Here is a 17,692-nt window from a genome sequence, read left to right as displayed (position 1 = left end):
AAGCATAGATTTACCAAAGTTTGTTTTAGCTTCTCTTAATGAAAATCCTCTTCCTTTCCCATAATTTTTATCCTTTTTTAGGAGGCATTGAAGTAAATTCAGCATTACTCGCTACTTCTTTTGCCAAAGCCGGACATCAGGTTCTTCTGCTTACCTGGACAGCCGAAGATGGAAATAAGGCTTTTCCTTTTGAAGTAGTTCGCAACCCTTCCCTTGCCCAATTGTTCCGCGCCCATCTATGGACAGATATGGTCTTCGAGAATAATCCCTGCCTACGACTTTCCTGGCTAGACTTTTTTACAAGGCGGCCTTTGGTGGTTACCTTGAATACCTGGATCGCCAGATCTAGCGGCAGGCTAGGTATACAGGATAAGTTGAAGTTCCAGTGGCTTAAGCGAGCTAATTCTGTTGTTGCTGTAAGTGAGGCAGTACGAAAAAAATGCTGGCCTAAAGCCACTGTCATCGGTAATCCCTATCGGGCAGATGAGTTCGAGCGTCTATCCAGCATACCAAAAGATCGGGATTTTGTTTTTCTAGGTCGTTTGGTATCTGATAAAGGGGTTGATCTTGCTATAAAGGCGTTTTACCAGCTATTATCCAAAGAACCAAAACAGAACCATTCATTTACCATCGTAGGAGATGGGCCTGAGAGAAAAAAGTTGGAACATATGGTGAATAAGCTTGGATTAAATGATCATGTACATTTTACGGGTGCTCTCCAGGGAAAGGTATTAGTACAATGTCTCAACCGGCACCGTTTTATGCTAGTTCCATCTATGTGGGAAGAACCTTTTGGCAATGTTGCTCTGGAAGGAATCGCCTGTGGATGTATTCCTATAGTATCTGATGGTGGAGGACTGCCTGATGCCGTAGGTAACGCTGGAATCACATTTCGGAGGGGAAATTTAAGTCATCTAGTAGATACTATTCAAAAAGTTCTTCAGCAATCTTCACTAGAGCAACAACTCAGAGAAGCCGCTAAAGCGCACCTTAAGAAACATCACCCCGAAGAAGTTTGCAGACAATATTTAAACGTAATAATAGCATCCGTGAAGTGAGAAATATGCAGGTAATTATCTCACACCCTACCAGCAACGAATTTAACCGGGCAGCAGTTAAAGGTTTATTAGAAGCAGGAGTCTTATCTGAATTTCATACTACATTAGCCTTATTTCCTGATAGTTTTATAGACTATCTAAGTAAACTCAGGCCGTTTTCAGAAATTCATAGGCGTAGTTTTGATCCGGTGCTAAAGGAAGTTATAAAGTCAAAGCCATGGTTTGAGCTTGGAAGACAAGTAGCCTTGCGGACAGGAGTCAATAGCTTGGTGAACCATGAAACAGGCTTTTTTAGTGTGGATGCGGTGTACCGTAACCTGGATAAACATGTCTCAAATCACTTAAAAGGTATTAGGTTAACGGGAAAAGATACTGTGTATGCTTACGAAGATGGTGCTTTACATTCTTTTCGTGGAGCTAAAAAACAGCATATGCGATGCTTGTACGATCTCCCTATAGGGTACTGGAGAACTGCAAGAAAACTTTTAGCCAAAGAAAAGGAACGCTGGCCGGAATGGGCTGCTACCATTAAGGGCTTTGATGACTCTGAAACGAAGCTTCGCAGAAAAGATGAAGAATTACAATTGGCCGATCAGATTTTTGTAGCCAGCAGTTTTACCGCAAAAACGCTTAAGGATTATCCAGGGAAGCTGGCACCTGTACATGTGATCCCCTATGGATTTCCGAAGGTAACCAATCAAAGCAATAATTTTTCTTTTGCCAAAAACAGGAAGTTAAAGTTGTTGTTTGTGGGCGGACTTTCCCAAAGAAAAGGAATTGCTGACCTTTTCGCTGCAGTTGAAGCCCTAAAAGAACATGTTACATTGACCGTAGTTGGGCGTAAAGTATCAGACAGTTGTACAGTATTGGATAATGCATTAGCAAAACACCATTGGATACCAAGTTTGTCGAATCAGGATGTACTAAAACTGATGCAGTCCCATGATGTGCTGGCATTCCCTTCCTTGTTTGAAGGATTTGGCATGGTAATTACCGAAGCTATGTCTCAGGGAACTCCGGTTATCACTACCGATCGTACTGCCGGGCCTGATATCATTACGCACGGAGAAAATGGCTGGTTGGTAAAGGCTGGTTCTACTGATGCACTTCGGCAGAGTATTGAGGAACTTTTAAGTAAACCTGAACAAATTATCAGCGTAGGCAATGCTGCTATGGAAACTGCCAAACTTCGCCCCTGGGAGGTGTATGGAAGAGAATTGGCCGAAGCTGTAATACAATGTGGAGAATTGAATATAGTTTAGGTAAAATGTAAAATAATGTCTACTAAACTGAAATATCGTAGTTATTCTAATGATCTTCAGAAGACAGAGAAAAAGTCTGTCCGGCATTCTTTTATATTGGTAGATAAACATGATCCTGATCGTCTGCTTAAATTAGGAATATGGGCTTATTTTTTCTTGCTCATTTTTGAAGGTGCTTTGCGGAAATGGTTTTTACCGGGTTTAGCGGCTCCCTTGCTAATTATCCGCGATCCTCTGGCAATATGGCTGATTGTGCTTAGCTGGAAGCAAGGCCTGCTGCCAAGAACCTCCTATTTAAGCGTCGTAATTTTGATCGGTATAATCAGTATTTTTACAGCTCTTTTTTTTGGTCATGGAAGTTTAGTGGTGGCCCTCTATGGTGCCAGAATTCTTTTGATTCATTTCCCTTTCATTTTCGTGATAGGCAGTGTTTTTAGTCGTGAAGATGTGGTTAAAATTGGGTTAATTACTTTATGGATTGCAATACCCATGGCAGTGCTTATTGGCCTGCAGTTTTACAGTCCGCAATCTGCCTGGGTCAACCGGGGTGTAGGAGGAGATATGGAAGGGGCAGGTTTCAGTGGAGCCTTGGGGTATTTTCGCCCTTCTGGTACGTTTTCTTTCACCAATGGAAATACTTTGTTCTTCAGTTTTCTTGCCTGTTATGTTTTTTACTTTTGGCTTAGCAAAGATACTATTAATCGTTTGGTGTTAATATGTGCTACAGTAGCGCTTCTGGCATCGATTCCCCTGTCGATCAGCCGTACCCTCTTCTTTTCAGTAGGAGTTTCACTGTTTTTTGCACTCATAGCTATCTCCGGAAAACCTCAGTATTGGGGAAAGATGCTGCTGGCGGCAATCAGTTTGGTTGTACTTTTGGTAATTTTAGGGCAGGCCAGCTTCTTTCAAACGGCAACTGAAGCTTTCTCTACCCGGTTTGAAAGTGCCAGTAATGTAGAAGGGGGGCTGGAAGGTACACTGGGTGAGCGATATATAGGTGGTATGTTGAATTCCATTCTCAATGCTCTTGATAAACCTTTTTTTGGATATGGCATAGGGATGGGTACTAATGCAGGGAGTCAGTTACTTACCGGAGAGAGAGCCTTTCTGATAGCCGAAGGAGAATGGCCCAGATTAATTGGAGAATTGGGTCCGTTCTTTGGTTTGACCTTTATCTTTATCCGATTAGGTATATGTGTAGAAATAGCTTTGGCATCTTATCAAAAAATGAGAAGAGGAGATTTTCTACCCTGGTTATTGCTTAGTTTTGGCTTATTAAATGTCCCTCAGGGACAATGGGCTCAACCCACGGCTTTGGGATTCGGAGTCCTGATAGGAGGTCTCATGATAGCTTCGCTTCACAGACAAAAACCGATTTCAAGACCTAGCGTAAACTAAGCAGATCGTGCAAATTATTTTTTTTACACATCCTTCTTTTTTTGGTTCTCAGAGTATGCCTCGCTTTACACATATGTTGGCTCAGGGAATGAAAGCAAGGGGGCATCAGGTAGAAATATGGGAACCTAAACCTATGGTACATACTATCCCAACCCCCATATCATTGAAGAAATGGCTGGGATATATTGATCAATATGTCCTATTTCCTTATGAAGTAAGGAGACGCATAAAGTCCTGCCAGAAGGATACGCTTTTTGTCTTTACAGATCAGGCTTTAGGCCTCTGGATACCTTTAGTGTCTGATCGTCCACATGTAGTTCATTGCCATGATTTTCTGGCTCAGCGTTCAGCATTAGACCAAATACCCGAGAATCCTACAAAATTAACCGGCAGGTGGTATCAAGCGATGATTCGTTACGGATTTAGAAAGGGTAGGAATTTTATTTCTGTTTCAAACAAGACAAAGCAGGATTTGCATCAGTTTCTTTCCTTACCGCCCCTGATTTCAGAGTTAGTCTATAATGGATTGAATCAGTCATTTGCACCTCAAGACCCAATGCAAGCTAGGAGTGTGTTAAGTACCAAGCTTGGCATTAACCTTCATCAGGGCTTTATTTTACATGTAGGTGGTAACCAATGGTATAAAAACAGAAAAGGAGTAATTGACATTTATAATACCTGGCGGGAAAAAAGTCAGAAAGATTTGCCATTGCTGATGATAGGAAAAATTCCAGATGCTGAATTGCAAAGGTCATATAATTTATCTCCTTATAACAAATATATCCATTTGCTAACATCAGTAGATGATGAGTTGTTAAAAAAAGCCTATGCAGGAGCAAGTGTTTTATTATTTCCGTCCTTAGCCGAGGGATTTGGTTGGCCTATTGCAGAGGCCATGGCCTGTGGATGTCCTGTCATTACCATTGGTGAAGCTCCTATGACTGAAGTAGGAGGAGGAGCAGCATTTTATATTGAAAAACGTACTGATAAAAACTCATTATCCTGGGCTCTTAAAGCTTCAGCAGTAATGGATAGAGTTCTTAGGTTATCTGAAACCGAGCGCCAAGATGTCATTGAAAAAGGCATTATAAACACCAAAAGGTTTGATACTAAGGAGGCGCTAGACCAGATAGAAGCAATTTATATTCATATTCTTCAATCAAGGTACAGGAAAAAAAAATGTACTAAGAGCTCTAGCTAGTAAACATCCTGTAAATGATGTTTTGAGAAAACTGTATCATCTTTTATTGTACAAAACTTTTCTTACTCAAGTATATAGTTCTTTAGCAGAACTCTGTGACACTCATGGTAAAAAATTCTTAAATATATGTTTTGATAATCAACTTGGCTATTGATGTGTGTCGTGTATAATGAAGTTTGACAATAATATCTTCATTCAAAGAGGTCAAACTGGTACTTTACTCATAAAAGTTTTTAGTCTTTTTTTTCTAAATGTTTTACTCCACTAATAAATCAAAAAAGGGGGGTACTTTTTATCATAATTTTTATTGAGTTTCTGCTCCTTGATATTTCTTTCCAAGCTATGATAATTATTAACTTATGAACAAGCTTGTTATTACTCTCTCATGGTGGATAAAAGCGCTTTGTATAAGTGCAATTCCACTTATTATGCTTCCTGCTCAGGATAGTTGGGCGCAGAATGAAAAAGAAAAGAAAGAAAAGAAAAAGGCTAAGCTTCCTCCGGAAGATCTTACAGGCAAGATTTTAGAAAATGCGAAATATAATTTTTCTGTTAGTACTTTAAATGGTAAGAAAAAAGATAAGACAACAGAAAGTACCGAGAGTTTAGCAATACAGGCTGCCAGTGTAGGTACAGGAGGTTTAGCGGGACTTGCCCTAAATAACCCTACCTCATTACAATTCGGTCCGGACGAGCGCCTGTATGTTTCTCAACAAAATGGTCTTATCCTGGCATTAACCATAGTAAGGAACGCTGCCAGTGATTATGAAGTTACTGCTTCAGAAACTATTAGTCTTATTAACCAGATTCCCAACTACAATGACGATGGGTCACTTAATACGAATGTTAAAACGCGACAGGTAACAGGTATTTTGCTAAGCGGTACTGCTACCAATCCTATTATCTATGTAAGTTCAAGTGACAGTCGGATAGGGGGTGGTTCCACCAAAGGGGATGTGGGGCTGGATACTAATTCAGGTATCATATCCCGCCTGACCAAAACAAGTACGGGTTGGGAAAAAATTGATCTGGTAAGGGGATTACCTCGTTCAGAAGAGAATCATTCCGTCAATGGGATGCAACTGGATGAGCAAAATAATATATTGTATCTGGCAGTGGGAGGGTTTACCAATGCAGGATCTCCTTCCAACAATTTTGCCTTTATCACTGAATATGCTCTTGCTGCAGCTATTCTTTCTATCGATTTAAATGCCATAGATGCTTTGCCTACCCAGGGAAGTGGAAACCTTGCTTACAAATATGATCTGCCCACTTTAGACGACCCAACACGGCCGAACAATCCTGATGGTTCGGATCCCAATGATCCATTTGGAGGGAATGATGGTCTGAATCAGGCTAAAATCATTGAAGGAGGTCCCGTGCAGATTTACTCTCCTGGCTACCGCAATGCATATGATGTAGTAATCACCAAAACTCCTGGTAAGGAGGGTAGAATGTACACCATTGATAATGGAGCTAACCAGGGTTGGGGAGGTCATCCGGAAAATGAAGGATCTGATGGAACTGTCACTAATAACTATGTAGAGGGAGAGCCAGGGTCCACTGGTCCTGGTCCCAACGATCCTAAAGTGAATAATCTCGATAACCTGCACTATATTGGAGATATAACTACCTATGTGCCAGGAAGTCACTATGGAGGACATCCTACCCCCACAAGAGCCAATCTAGCGGGTGCTGGTCTCTATACTCATGACGGGTCATCTGGGGTTTGGCGTAGCAGTACTACAGGGGAAAACCCTCTTCCTGCTGACTGGCCTCCTGTCCCTTTAGCCTTGGCCAATCCTATTGAAGGAGATTTTCAAAACCCCGGGGAAACAGATCTGGCACTTCTAACTTTTAAAGCTTCAACCAACGGTGTAGTTGAATATACTGCTTCAAACTTTGATAATGTATTGAAAGGTCATCTTTTGACTGCGAGCTTTGACGGAAAAATACATAAAATCACTTTAACTGAAGATGGTACTGATGTTACAAATACTATGGATAGTAAAAAGGTTAATGGCGATTTGCCTTTTGCCTCTGGCTTTGGCTCACAGCCGCTAGACGTAACAGCTCAGGGAGATAATGATATCTTTCCCGGAACAGTCTGGGCAGCCACTTATGGTGCAGACGCTATCACCATTTTTGAGCCGGAAGAATACGTGGTATGTACAGGTGAATATAGTACCAGCCTGGATGATGATAACGACGGGTATTCCAACGCGGATGAAATAGACAATGCTACTAATCCCTGTTCGGGCGCTAGTATGCCCCCGGATGCTGACGGAGATTTGCTTTCTGACCTTAATGATGCGGATGATGATAATGATGGTATAGGGGATGATGTTGACTTTTTTGCGCTGGATGCAGACAATGGGCTTAGCACCAACCTACCTGTTCAATATGATCTTTTTAACGAGGATCCTGGTACCGGTCTCTTTGGCGTAGGGTTTACAGGTTTGATGAGTAATCAGCAAATTGATAATGACTACAACAATTTGTTTGATGAGGACAACCTGATTGCCGGTGGAGCAGTTGGGGCATTTTCGGTGGTTGCGGTCTCTCCCAATGATGCCTTAGGCACTTTAAACAACCAGGAGAATGCTTTCCAGTTTGGCATTAACGTTCATTCTGGTGTAGGGCCATTTACCCTACATGGAAGTATGCTGGGTCCTTTTTTTGATAATCAGATACCGCTAGATTCACAATCTCAGGGAATATATATTGGTACAGGTGATCAGGATAACTACCTCAAAGTAGTGCTGAATGCAAACAATGGTCAGGGGGGAATAGAAGTTGTATATGAAAATGCCGGAACACCCACTGCTTATCAATTTAACCTCGAGGGTGGAATACCAGGTTCTAACCTTGATTTGTTTCTATCTGTAAACCCTGTTACCGGTACAGTACAGCCTAAATACAGCCAGGATGGGGGTGAAGTTGTCACACTAGGTACTTCAATTCAGCTTAGCGGCGTACTACTGAATGCGGTACAAAGTACTCCCGCCCTGGCAGTGGGTATCATTTCTACTTCACGTAATGCCATTCCTTTTACAGCTACCTGGGACTTCATGTATATCACAGTAGATCCCATCACGGCTACCGGGCAGTGGCAAACAATTGTACCAGACAGTGGAAGTCCCACAGAAAGGCATGAAAATGCCTTTGTACAGGCTGGTGATAGATTTTACCTCATGGGCGGAAGGGAAATAAAACCAGTGCAGGCATATGACCCGGTAAATAAGTTATGGGTCAGCAAAGCTAATACACCTATTGAACTGCATCATTTCCAGGCAGTATCCATGGAAGGCTTGATCTATATAGCAGGAGCATTTACTGGGGGCTATCCTTATGAAACCCCAGTGCCAAATATTTATATTTACAATCCTTTAACGGACCAATGGATTGAAGGACCAGTAATTCCGGAAGAAAGGCGCAGGGGGTCAGCCGGAGTAGTAGTCCATAATAAGAAAATCTATCTGGTAAGTGGAATTATTGAGGGACACAATTCTGGGCATGTAACCTGGTTTGATGAATATGACCCGGCTACCAATACCTGGCAAACTTTGCCAGATGCTCCTCGCGCCAGAGACCATTTTCATGCCGTTGTAGTCAATAATAAACTATACATGGCCGGAGGTCGCCGTTCATCTTATGCTACCGGTGAAACCTTCAGCATTACTGTGCCGGAAGTAGATGTATTTGATTTTGAAACAGGAACATGGTCAACGTTGCCAAGTGGGAGCAATATACCTACTCAGCGTGCCGGTTCTACAACAGCAGTATTGGGAGAAGAACTGATAGTAATTGGAGGGGAGAGTGTAGCCCAATCAGCGGCACATAAGGAAACAGAAGCGCTTAATATTAATACCCAAACTTGGCGCAGTCTGGCAGATTTGCAAACAGGTCGGCATGGTACACAGGCCATTGTAAACAATAATGGAATTTACATAGTGGCCGGATCTGGAAGCAGAGGTGGGTCACCGGAACTTAGTTCCATGGAGGCATTTTATATGTTTGGGCCCACCACTCCAACTGGAACAGCATTGAATCAGAGTGATCTTTCTGTACCTGCTGATCTTACTTTTGAAGGCGTGGCAGTAAATGCCAGCAGCACAAAGCTGGTAACGCTTACTAACACGGGTAGTGATCAAAGCATTATAATTTCTTCTATTGACATTACAGGTTCTAATACTTTTTCCTATGCTACTTCTTCTAATTTACCCCTCATACTTCCAGTTGGGGAAAGCCTGGACGTAAGTGTTACATTTAATCCAACAGATTCGGATCAACAGTCAGCCACCTTAACGATTAATCATTCCGGAACGGGGGGTAGTGCTACGCTTTCTTTAAGTGGCAGGGCTGTTAGTGAGGATTTGGTAGCAGATCCAAACACTTTACACTTCTTTTCGCAGCAGGCCGGTACCATATCTGAGGCTCAGACAATAAGCATCACAAACAATGCGAGCACTTCCATAGAGATTAGTGCTGTAGAAATTACTGGTACTAATAATGGTGAATTTACTCATGATTTTATCGGTCCCATAACTTTAAATGTAGGCGGTTCAACTCCAATAAACGTAGTTTTCCAACCCCTTTCCTTAGGAACAAAAGTAGCTGAACTAAGCATTACTCATACCGGCGCTAATTCACCGTTATCTGTGAGTTTAACTGGTGAGGGCATTGATAATACGGGCGGGAATACTGCTTCACCGGTTTATCTGAATTCCGGAGGAGGGGAGTATACTAGCGGAGCAGGGATAGTGTTTGCAGCGGATCAGTATCACAGCAGTTCAAGGACCTATAGCAAGACTAGTTTAAGCATAGCTGGTACTACGGATGATGTGTTGTACCAGACTGAGCGTACTGATAAGAGCTTTTCATATAGTATACCTGTAGCCAGTTCGGGTACTTACCGGGTGCGGTTGCATCTTGCTGAGATCTACTGGACGAGCACTGGTAAGCGGGTGTTTTCAGTGACTGCTGAAGGGCAGGCTTTTCTTACTGACTATGACATCGTAGCTGACGTAGGTGCTGCCACAGCGGTGGTGAAGGAGACCGATGTAGAAGTTACTGATGGTACGTTGAACCTGTCCTTTACTACCTCGGTGGATAATGCCAAGGTTTCTGCTATAGAGGTAGTAGAGCCTACCAATCAAGCACCGCTAGTAGATGCAGGTGCAGATCAGACCATCAAACTGCCTGCCAATACGGCCAGCTTTACGGCTACAGCTTCTGATAGTGATGGCAGCATTGCCTCCTATGCCTGGACAACAGTTAGTAGTCCGGTAGGAAGTGAAGTGACCTTAAGCGGGGAGAGCAGTGAGCAGTTGGGGGTGAGTGTGGATTTAGACGGCAGCTATAATTTTCAGGTAACGGTCACTGACAATGAAGGGGCTACTGCTTCAGACCAGGTGCAACTTACGGTAGTCTCTAATTATCTGCCGGTAGCTGATGCCGGTGCAGATCAGAGTGTGGTTGATAGCGATGACAGTGGTACAGAAGCAGTGACTTTGGATGGATCAGGTTCTAATGATACGGATGGTACGATCAGCAGCTACAGCTGGGCAGCAGAAGGTGTGGAGATTGCTACGGGCGCAAATCCTACAGTAGACTTAGCGTTGGGCAGTCATATAATTACCTTGACAGTGACCGATGATCAGGGTGCTAGCAATACCGATGATGTAGTAGTGACGGTGAATCCTGCTTTTTCACCGGTTTATCTGAATTCCGGTGGGGGGGAGTATACTAGCGGAGCAGGGATAGTGTTTGCAGCGGATCAGTATCACAGCAGTTCAAGGACCTATAGCAAGACTAGTTTAAGCATAGCTGGTACTACGGATGATGTGTTGTACCAGACTGAGCGTACTGATAAGAGCTTTTCATATAGTATACCTGTAGCCAGTTCGGGTACTTACCGGGTGCGGTTGCATCTTGCTGAGATCTACTGGACGAGCACTGGTAAGCGGGTGTTTTCAGTGACTGCTGAAGGGCAGGCTTTTCTTACTGACTATGACATCGTAGCTGACGTAGGTGCTGCCACAGCGGTGGTGAAGGAGACCGATGTAGAAGTTACTGATGGTACGTTGAACCTGTCCTTTACTACCTCGGTAGATAATGCCAAGGTTTCTGCTATAGAGGTAGTAGAAGGAATAGCGACCAACCAGCCTCCGGTAGTGGCTAATCCTATAGCAGATCAGAGTACTACAGCAGGAGAAGTTTATAGTTACACTTTTGCAGAGAATACGTTCAGTGATGGAGACGGAGATGTGTTGAGTTATACGGCCAGCTTATCAGATGACAGTGCCTTACCTTTGTGGCTATCTTTTGATGGGGCGAGCCGTACTTTCAGTGGCACAGCGAGTAGTACGGATGTAGGGATAGTGGATATCAAGGTCACAGCCAGTGATGGTATTGAGAGTGTGAGTGATGTTTTTAGTCTGACTGTAGAGGAAGAGGTTATTACCAACCAGCCTCCGGTAGTGGCTAATCCTATAGCAGATCAGAGTACTACAGCAGGAGAAGTTTATAGTTACACTTTTGCAGAGAATACGTTCAGTGATGGAGACGGAGATGTGTTGAGTTATACGGCCAGCTTATCAGATGACAGTGCCTTACCTTTGTGGCTATCTTTTGATGGGGCGAGCCGTACTTTCAGTGGCACAGCGAGTAGTACGGATGTAGGGATAGTGGATATCAAGGTCACAGCCAGTGATGGTATTGAGAGTGTGAGTGATGTTTTTAGTCTGACTGTAGAGGAAGAGGTTATTACCAACCAGCCTCCGGTAGTGGCTAATCCTATAGCAGATCAGAGCGCTACAGCAGGAGAAGTTTATAGTTACACTTTTGCAGAGAATACGTTCAGTGATGGAGACGGAGATGTGTTGAGTTATACGGCCAGCTTATCAGATGACAGTGCCTTACCTTTGTGGCTATCTTTTGATGGGGCGAGCCGCACTTTCAGTGGCACAGCGAGTAGTACGGATGTAGGGATAGTGGATATCAAGGTCACAGCCAGTGATGGTATTGAGAGTGTGAGTGATGTTTTTAGTCTGACTGTAGAGGAAGAGGTTATTACCAACCAGCCTCCGGTAGTGGCTAATCCTATAGCAGATCAGAGCGCTACAGCAGGAGAAGTTTATAGTTACACTTTTGCAGAGAATACGTTCAGTGATGGAGACGGAGATGTGTTGAGTTATACGGCCAGCTTATCAGATGACAGTGCTTTACCATCGTGGTTATCATTTGATGGAACGAGCCGCACTTTCAGTGGCACAGCGAGTAGTACGGATGTAGGGATACTGGATATCAAGGTCACGGCCAGTGATGGTATTGAGAGTGTGAGTGATGTGTTTAGCTTAACTGTGTTGGAAGAAACAATTAGCACACGCATAAATTCCGGAAGTGGGCAAATGACTGCCTATGGTGTAGCTTTTGATGATGATAAGCATTTCAACGGAGGTAGAAAATATACCAACAACCAAATAGCAGACATAGTGGGAACCTCTGATGATGATCTCTATAAGACAGAGCGATATGGTAGCTTTAGTTATGAAATTCCTGTTTCCTCTGCTACCTATCTTATAAGACTACATTTTGCAGAGATTTACTTTGGTGCAACAGGAGGGAAAGCAGGAGGAGTCGGAAGCCGTGTGTTCAATGTAGAAGGTGAGGGGCAATCTTTATTGACCAACTTTGACATTTTTGCAGAAGTTGGGGCAATGACTGCTATGATCAAGGAGTTTGAGTTATCAGTGACAGATGGAACTCTGAATCTGAACTTCATCAGTGTGGTGCAAAACCCTAAGGTCAGTGCAATAGAAGTAGTTCCATCAACAAGCTCTACAAGTCTTAGTAGTACTGCTCGTTTAACAAAGTCTATGAAATCAAATACTCCTGAGCAATCAATAATATCAGAGGTGAAAGAACTTTCAGAGGGAGTGAATATCATAAGTATTTATCCCAATCCATTTGATAATAAGGTTAATGTTGTTTCCGATAAATTATTGAAAAGAGGTGTTCTGAAATTTTCTGTGATAAGTGAAGTAGGAGTTGAAATGCAGATAGAAAGTTCACAGATCGATATTGTTGAAAATACTACCTCTCTTTATTTAACGAATTTACAATTAAGTGTTGGAGTATACATATTAAAAATTGAAAACACTGAGAATAATAATATAATCTATAAAAGAATCATTAAGGTTTATTAAAATATTTTGCCAGATAAATAGAACGCTCTGATTTCTACAATAAACAGATCTTAAATAGTTTTAAGAAAACCTTGAGAGAATATGTTTATTAACATAACGAGTAGGATTAGTAAACTTATTACTATCCTGCTCAGGATAGTAATTTTAAATGAGTTAAAATATTATGAGGCTTTTGCGGGTTATACCAAGTATGTATCCAAGTAGTGGCGGTCCTTGTCAGGGAATACGTAACTCTATTCCAGAAATGAAAAAACTAGGAGTAGAAAATGAAGTAGTTTGTTTGGACGATATTAATGCTGATTATCAAAGACAAGATTCTTTTCTTATTCATCCTTTGGGTGAAAGTAATAACCCATGGGCATATAATAAACATCTTGTTTCCTGGCTTACGCTTCATTTAATAAATTTTGATGTAGTGATCATCCATGGACTTTGGCAGTATCATAGCTACGCGGTAAGAAAAGCGATACGATCTCTTGTATCGAAGAGCACTAACAGAATTCCTAAAGTTTTTGTCATGCCGCATGGTATGCTAGACCCCTACTTTCAAAAAGCCCCTGACAGAAAACTAAAAGCTGCTAGAAACTGGATTTATTGGAATTTAATAGAGGGTAAAGTGATAAATGAGGCTGATGGTTTACTATTTACATGCGAAGAGGAACTCAAACTTGCACGAAAAACTTTTCAATTCTACTTCCCAAAAAGGGAAATCAATGTAGGTTATGGAATTTCCTCCCCTCCACCCTTTGCTCCAAATATGACCAAAGCATTTAAAGAAAACTGCCCCAACCTTGAAGAAAAGCCTTATCTATTATTTCTTAGTCGCATTCATGAGAAAAAAGGTATTGAACTTTTACTAAAAGCGTATTCAAAAATTACAAGAGGTTGTCTTTATAATACTTCGCAGGATAATGATGAATTCCCTCAACTTGTAATAGCGGGTCCTGGATTAGAAACTTTATATGGAAAGAAGATAAAGAATATGGCCTTGAATGACCCTAATTTACAAAGAAATGTACATTTTACTGGTATGCTAACTGGTGATGCCAAATGGGGAGCGTTTTATGGTTGTGAAGCATTTGTTCTGCCAAGCCATCAGGAAAATTTTGGCATCGCAGTAGTTGAAGCACTTGCCTGTGCTAAGCCTGTGCTCATTTCTAATCAGGTTAATATCTGGAGGGAAATACAAGAGGCTGAAGGAGGAATGGTTGCAAATGATACATTAGATGGAATCTATGAACTGTTGAAAAGCTGGAAAAATTTAAAGAAAGAAATAAGACTAAGAATGGAAAAGAATGCAAAAAAGACATTTGAAAAGCACTTTGCCAGTGGTCCGGCAGCCCATAAACTTCTAAATGCAATTTCATCTAAATAGATAATTCAAGTTTTTAACATGCATGTTAGCAAAAACTTTAGCTCAAGGGTTAGGCTACAGGATTTTGATCCTTCTATAGGATTAGACCGGGGTGCTGGTAAATTAAAGGAAACCTGCTGGTATCTTATAAAAGTTTTGTTTTTTCTTTCTGCTATACCCTATCCCAGTTATTTAAAAACGGTATTATTAAGACAATTTGGAGCCCGTGTGGGGGAGGGGGTAATCATTAAGCCCAGGGTCAATATCCATTTTCCCTGGAAGTTAGAAATAGGCAACCATGTCTGGATAGGTGAAGAAGTTTGTATCCTCAATTTTGAAAAACTAAAAATAGGCAGTAATGTGGCATTGTCTCAGCGTGTATTTCTCTGCGGAGGTAATCATGATTTTCGTATTCCTTCCATGCCTTATCGCAACGCCTCAATTTTACTTAGAGATGGATGCTGGATAGGGGCTTGTTGCTTTGTTGGCCCTGGAATTACAATTGGTACTGATGCTGTTGTTACTGCTGGCTCTGTGATAAAAACTGACTTAGAAGAGAATCAAATCTATAGTGGAAATCCTGCAGTTGCTATAAAGAAAAGGTGGTAAGTTGATCGTAGTTAGGAACACAGTAAATTGTATTTCAACGCCCTGGCTTACTAAAGAATCAACGAGCTTGTCCCAACAAAACAAAAAACTAAACCTACAGTACCATGAAAAGTTACTCCTTCCTTCAAACTTTCAGAAGAATAAAACTTCTGTATCTCCTCTTCAACCTCTTTAGCTATCACAGGCTCAAATACCAAAGAGCAGTGTATAGAAAATACGGCTTGAAAAAGCACTATTACAGTCCTTTATCGAGTGAAGATTTTAACGTACCTACGGTAGAAGAGATGCCATGGCTGGATCAGGGGGATTCTTCTGTACTGCTTCCTCAGCAGCCTCAGTTTCAAGAACTAAGTAAAACCACGCAATCGGCCATCATAAACTGGTCCAGAGATGGATATGCCATTTTAAGAGGTTTTTTTTCTGCAGAACAGCTAAGCATGATCAATGATGAAGTAGAAAGGTTGATACGAGAAAAGCGCTTACCGGTAAAAGACCAGCGAAAGATGATGTTTGCAGTGAAATATTCCGCCCTGCTAAATCAGACTATTAATCAGGCCGAACTCCTAAGAGCCCTCGAGCTACTGATGGGAAGACCGATAGAACTTTTTCAAAGTGCTAATTTTTTGGTTGGGACTCAGGAACGAGCCCATTCAGATTTTATTCACATGACTACTTATCCCTATGGATATCTCCTCGGCGTGTGGGTAGCGCTGGAAGACATTGATAGCGATAATGGCCCTTTGTTTTATTATCCCGGAAGCCACAAATTAGATTATTTGATGAATGGGAATTACAATCACGGTGGTAACCGCTGGTGCCTGGGTAGAGATGCAAAAAGCAATTACAATGAGGCAGTGGAGAAGTTGATAGAGCAAAATAATCTGCAGAAAACATACTTTCATGCCGCCAAGGGTGATGTATTGATCTGGCATGCGAACATGTTACACGGTGGTAGTAAAATAAACGATCCCGGCAGAACCCGCAAAAGTATGGTCATGCACTATTATGGTAGCGATGTGATACGCTATCATGAAATAACCCAGAGGCCTACCTTACAGCATCGTTTCAGGTGAATGCTAAACTTGTATGAAAAATAACAAAAGTCTTTATCTCTTTTTGGCAAAGTGTGCCGGTCTGTATCTTATCTGGAATATAGCATACTTTGGGTGGATCGCTTCTCATACCAATATAGAGATGTGGATCACCAGCAAAACGGCGATGGTAAGTACCAGGCTGCTTAATTTAGTGGGTTATGAGGCAAGTTATATAGATGTACCTCATAGTAGTGAAAGTAAACAATCTGTCAGCTTGATTCTTGTAGACGAAGTCCCTCTCTTATACATAGCGGATTCTTGCAATGCTTTTACCCTCATGGTACTTTTTATGGGATTTATCATTGCCTATCCCGGAAACTGGAAGCATAAAATGTGGTTCATTGCGGCAGGCTGCCTGGCAGTGTTCCTTATCAATGTGATCAGAGTACAGTTCCTGATTTACAACTATATGTATTATCATTCATGGTTTGAATTCAATCATAAATATACCTTTACCATAGCGGTATATCTATGCGTGTTTTACTTCTGGATGGTATGGGCAAACAGCTTTGGCAAAGAAAGAAAGATTCTGAAATTCAGATCACAATCATGATTTCCCAGTTTATCCCTCTCCAGAAGAAAAATAAAAAAGGTGTATTTATAGCGGTGCTGTTATTTATACTACAATTTGTCTACTTTCAAATGCAGGATGTAGTCTTGGAAAACGTACTTGTTTTATTTTCTTCCAGAGCGTGGGAGGAAAGACCCTTTTTATTAATAAATCATCCCGAAAATTTGTTCAAACTGCTGCATGTATTTGTACATGCTATTTTCTCCATAGCCATTGTCTGGTATTTATTCAGAGATAGACAAAGCACCTGGCTGGTTGTATATTTGAGTGTTATCTTATTATCAACCTATTTGATCACAAATTTAGTAGCAAAAGCATGGGGGCTTTTTGTGATTGATGTGATCTCCACTAAAATATACCTGTTTATTGCCTCTCCTTTCAAGACAATATTCTCAATTCCTGCCTTGAAAATCAAACACTAGTTGGTTTGAGTAAGGTCTAAAATACTGAATACTGTGTATTGAAAAAATGGGGAAAATTTGCTAAATTATATTAGAATATAAATAATTTTTGTTCTGGCGATCTTAAGTCAAAATGATTTAACTTTAAGTAAAATTTATGAAAAAGCTATTATTAACTTCATTACTGGCCTTTTCCATAAGCATAGGGCTTGCACAAAGGAATGGGCCTCCTACTCAATTTCCTGGCGAACAAAGTGGCCCCCCTTTTGAGCAAGTTCCGGGAGACGGAGATGGTCCTCCCTGGACACGCGAGCCGGCAGGTATTCCCATTGACGGTGGACTAAGCATACTGATGGCTAGTGGTATAGCCTTTGGAATTTATAAGTTCAGAAAAAGAAACCTGACAGATCATAGTAGCTGAACATTTTAAGAAGTACTCAAGCTTATTAAAGTTAAGGGTGGTGTTACACAAAGTATGAAAGATCAAACGTAACCAAAGTTGATGTAAAAGAAAGCGATTTCAAAAGCAATGAT

The 17,692-nt window shown here is 41.5% G+C and carries 11 protein-coding genes; all 11 read left to right on the top strand.

Annotated elements, in window-relative coordinates; all coding sequences use genetic code 11:
- Positions 1-38 precede the first annotated feature (38 nt).
- The 11 genes from WJR50_RS29375 to WJR50_RS29325 all read left to right on the top strand — a co-directional run bounded on the left by WJR50_RS29375 (position 39) and on the right by WJR50_RS29325 (position 17,579).
- Complete coding sequence (locus tag WJR50_RS29375) at positions 39-1,058, top strand: glycosyltransferase family 4 protein (protein ID WP_341296901.1); 1,020 nt, start codon at positions 39-41, stop codon at positions 1,056-1,058.
- On the top strand, positions 1,016-2,320 hold the full coding sequence (locus tag WJR50_RS29370) for a glycosyltransferase family 4 protein (RefSeq protein WP_341296900.1): 1,305 nt from the start codon (positions 1,016-1,018) through the stop codon (positions 2,318-2,320). The genes WJR50_RS29375 and WJR50_RS29370 overlap by 43 nt, the downstream gene beginning before the upstream one ends.
- A 15-nt stretch (positions 2,321-2,335) precedes the next feature.
- Positions 2,336-3,718 (top strand): O-antigen ligase family protein, encoded by a 1,383-nt coding sequence (locus WJR50_RS29365; RefSeq protein WP_341296899.1) that lies wholly within the window; start codon positions 2,336-2,338, stop codon positions 3,716-3,718.
- A 55-nt stretch (positions 3,719-3,773) separates the two neighbouring features.
- Positions 3,774-4,919: a glycosyltransferase family 4 protein gene (locus tag WJR50_RS29360; protein ID WP_341296927.1), complete on the top strand. Its 1,146-nt coding sequence runs from the start codon at positions 3,774-3,776 to the stop codon at positions 4,917-4,919.
- A 359-nt stretch (positions 4,920-5,278) separates the two neighbouring features.
- Positions 5,279-13,129: a malectin domain-containing carbohydrate-binding protein gene (locus WJR50_RS29355; RefSeq protein ID WP_341296898.1), complete on the top strand. Its 7,851-nt coding sequence runs from the start codon at positions 5,279-5,281 to the stop codon at positions 13,127-13,129.
- 163 nt (positions 13,130-13,292) lie between these two features.
- The gene (locus tag WJR50_RS29350) at positions 13,293-14,504 is read left to right on the top strand and encodes a glycosyltransferase (RefSeq protein ID WP_341296897.1); all 1,212 of its coding nucleotides are present in this window, start codon (positions 13,293-13,295) and stop codon (positions 14,502-14,504) included.
- An 18-nt stretch (positions 14,505-14,522) separates the two neighbouring features.
- Positions 14,523-15,092, top strand: coding sequence for a WcaF family extracellular polysaccharide biosynthesis acetyltransferase (locus WJR50_RS29345; protein WP_341296896.1), 570 nt, complete (start codon positions 14,523-14,525; stop codon positions 15,090-15,092).
- A 104-nt stretch (positions 15,093-15,196) separates the two neighbouring features.
- The gene (locus tag WJR50_RS29340; protein ID WP_341296895.1) at positions 15,197-16,165 is read left to right on the top strand and encodes a phytanoyl-CoA dioxygenase family protein; all 969 of its coding nucleotides are present in this window, start codon (positions 15,197-15,199) and stop codon (positions 16,163-16,165) included.
- Positions 16,166-16,178: 13 nt separating this feature from the next.
- Positions 16,179-16,739, top strand: coding sequence for an exosortase X (gene xrtX / locus WJR50_RS29335; RefSeq protein WP_341296894.1), 561 nt, complete (start codon positions 16,179-16,181; stop codon positions 16,737-16,739).
- On the top strand, positions 16,736-17,179 hold the full coding sequence (locus WJR50_RS29330) for a hypothetical protein (RefSeq protein ID WP_341296893.1): 444 nt from the start codon (positions 16,736-16,738) through the stop codon (positions 17,177-17,179). The genes xrtX and WJR50_RS29330 overlap by 4 nt, the downstream gene beginning before the upstream one ends.
- A gap of 136 nt (positions 17,180-17,315) precedes the next feature.
- The gene (locus WJR50_RS29325; protein ID WP_341296892.1) at positions 17,316-17,579 is read left to right on the top strand and encodes an Fjoh_0651 family PID-CTERM protein; all 264 of its coding nucleotides are present in this window, start codon (positions 17,316-17,318) and stop codon (positions 17,577-17,579) included.
- Positions 17,580-17,692: the final 113 nt, after the last annotated feature.

Origin of the sequence: Catalinimonas locisalis, from assembly GCF_038039535.1 — a bacterium.
Classification (GTDB): Bacteria; Bacteroidota; Bacteroidia; order Cytophagales; family Cyclobacteriaceae; genus Catalinimonas.
Note: the sequence above shows the minus strand (reverse complement) of the source record. Positions and strands in the feature narration are given on the sequence as shown.

Excerpts from the sequence above, each read along its gene's own strand:
- WJR50_RS29375 (WP_341296901.1), top strand. The coding sequence starts at position 39 with ATGAAAATCCTCTTCCTTTCCCATAATTTTTATCCTTTTTTAGGAGGC.
- WJR50_RS29355 (WP_341296898.1), top strand. The coding sequence starts at position 5,279 with ATGAACAAGCTTGTTATTACTCTCTCATGGTGGATAAAAGCGCTTTGT.
- WJR50_RS29340 (WP_341296895.1), top strand. The coding sequence starts at position 15,197 with ATGAAAAGTTACTCCTTCCTTCAAACTTTCAGAAGAATAAAACTTCTG.
- WJR50_RS29350 (WP_341296897.1), top strand. The coding sequence starts at position 13,293 with ATGAGGCTTTTGCGGGTTATACCAAGTATGTATCCAAGTAGTGGCGGT.
- WJR50_RS29365 (WP_341296899.1), top strand. The coding sequence starts at position 2,336 with ATGTCTACTAAACTGAAATATCGTAGTTATTCTAATGATCTTCAGAAG.
- WJR50_RS29330 (WP_341296893.1), top strand. The coding sequence starts at position 16,736 with ATGATTTCCCAGTTTATCCCTCTCCAGAAGAAAAATAAAAAAGGTGTA.
- WJR50_RS29325 (WP_341296892.1), top strand. The coding sequence starts at position 17,316 with ATGAAAAAGCTATTATTAACTTCATTACTGGCCTTTTCCATAAGCATA.
- WJR50_RS29360 (WP_341296927.1), top strand. The coding sequence starts at position 3,774 with ATGCCTCGCTTTACACATATGTTGGCTCAGGGAATGAAAGCAAGGGGG.
- WJR50_RS29345 (WP_341296896.1), top strand. The coding sequence starts at position 14,523 with ATGCATGTTAGCAAAAACTTTAGCTCAAGGGTTAGGCTACAGGATTTT.
- xrtX (WP_341296894.1), top strand. The coding sequence starts at position 16,179 with ATGAAAAATAACAAAAGTCTTTATCTCTTTTTGGCAAAGTGTGCCGGT.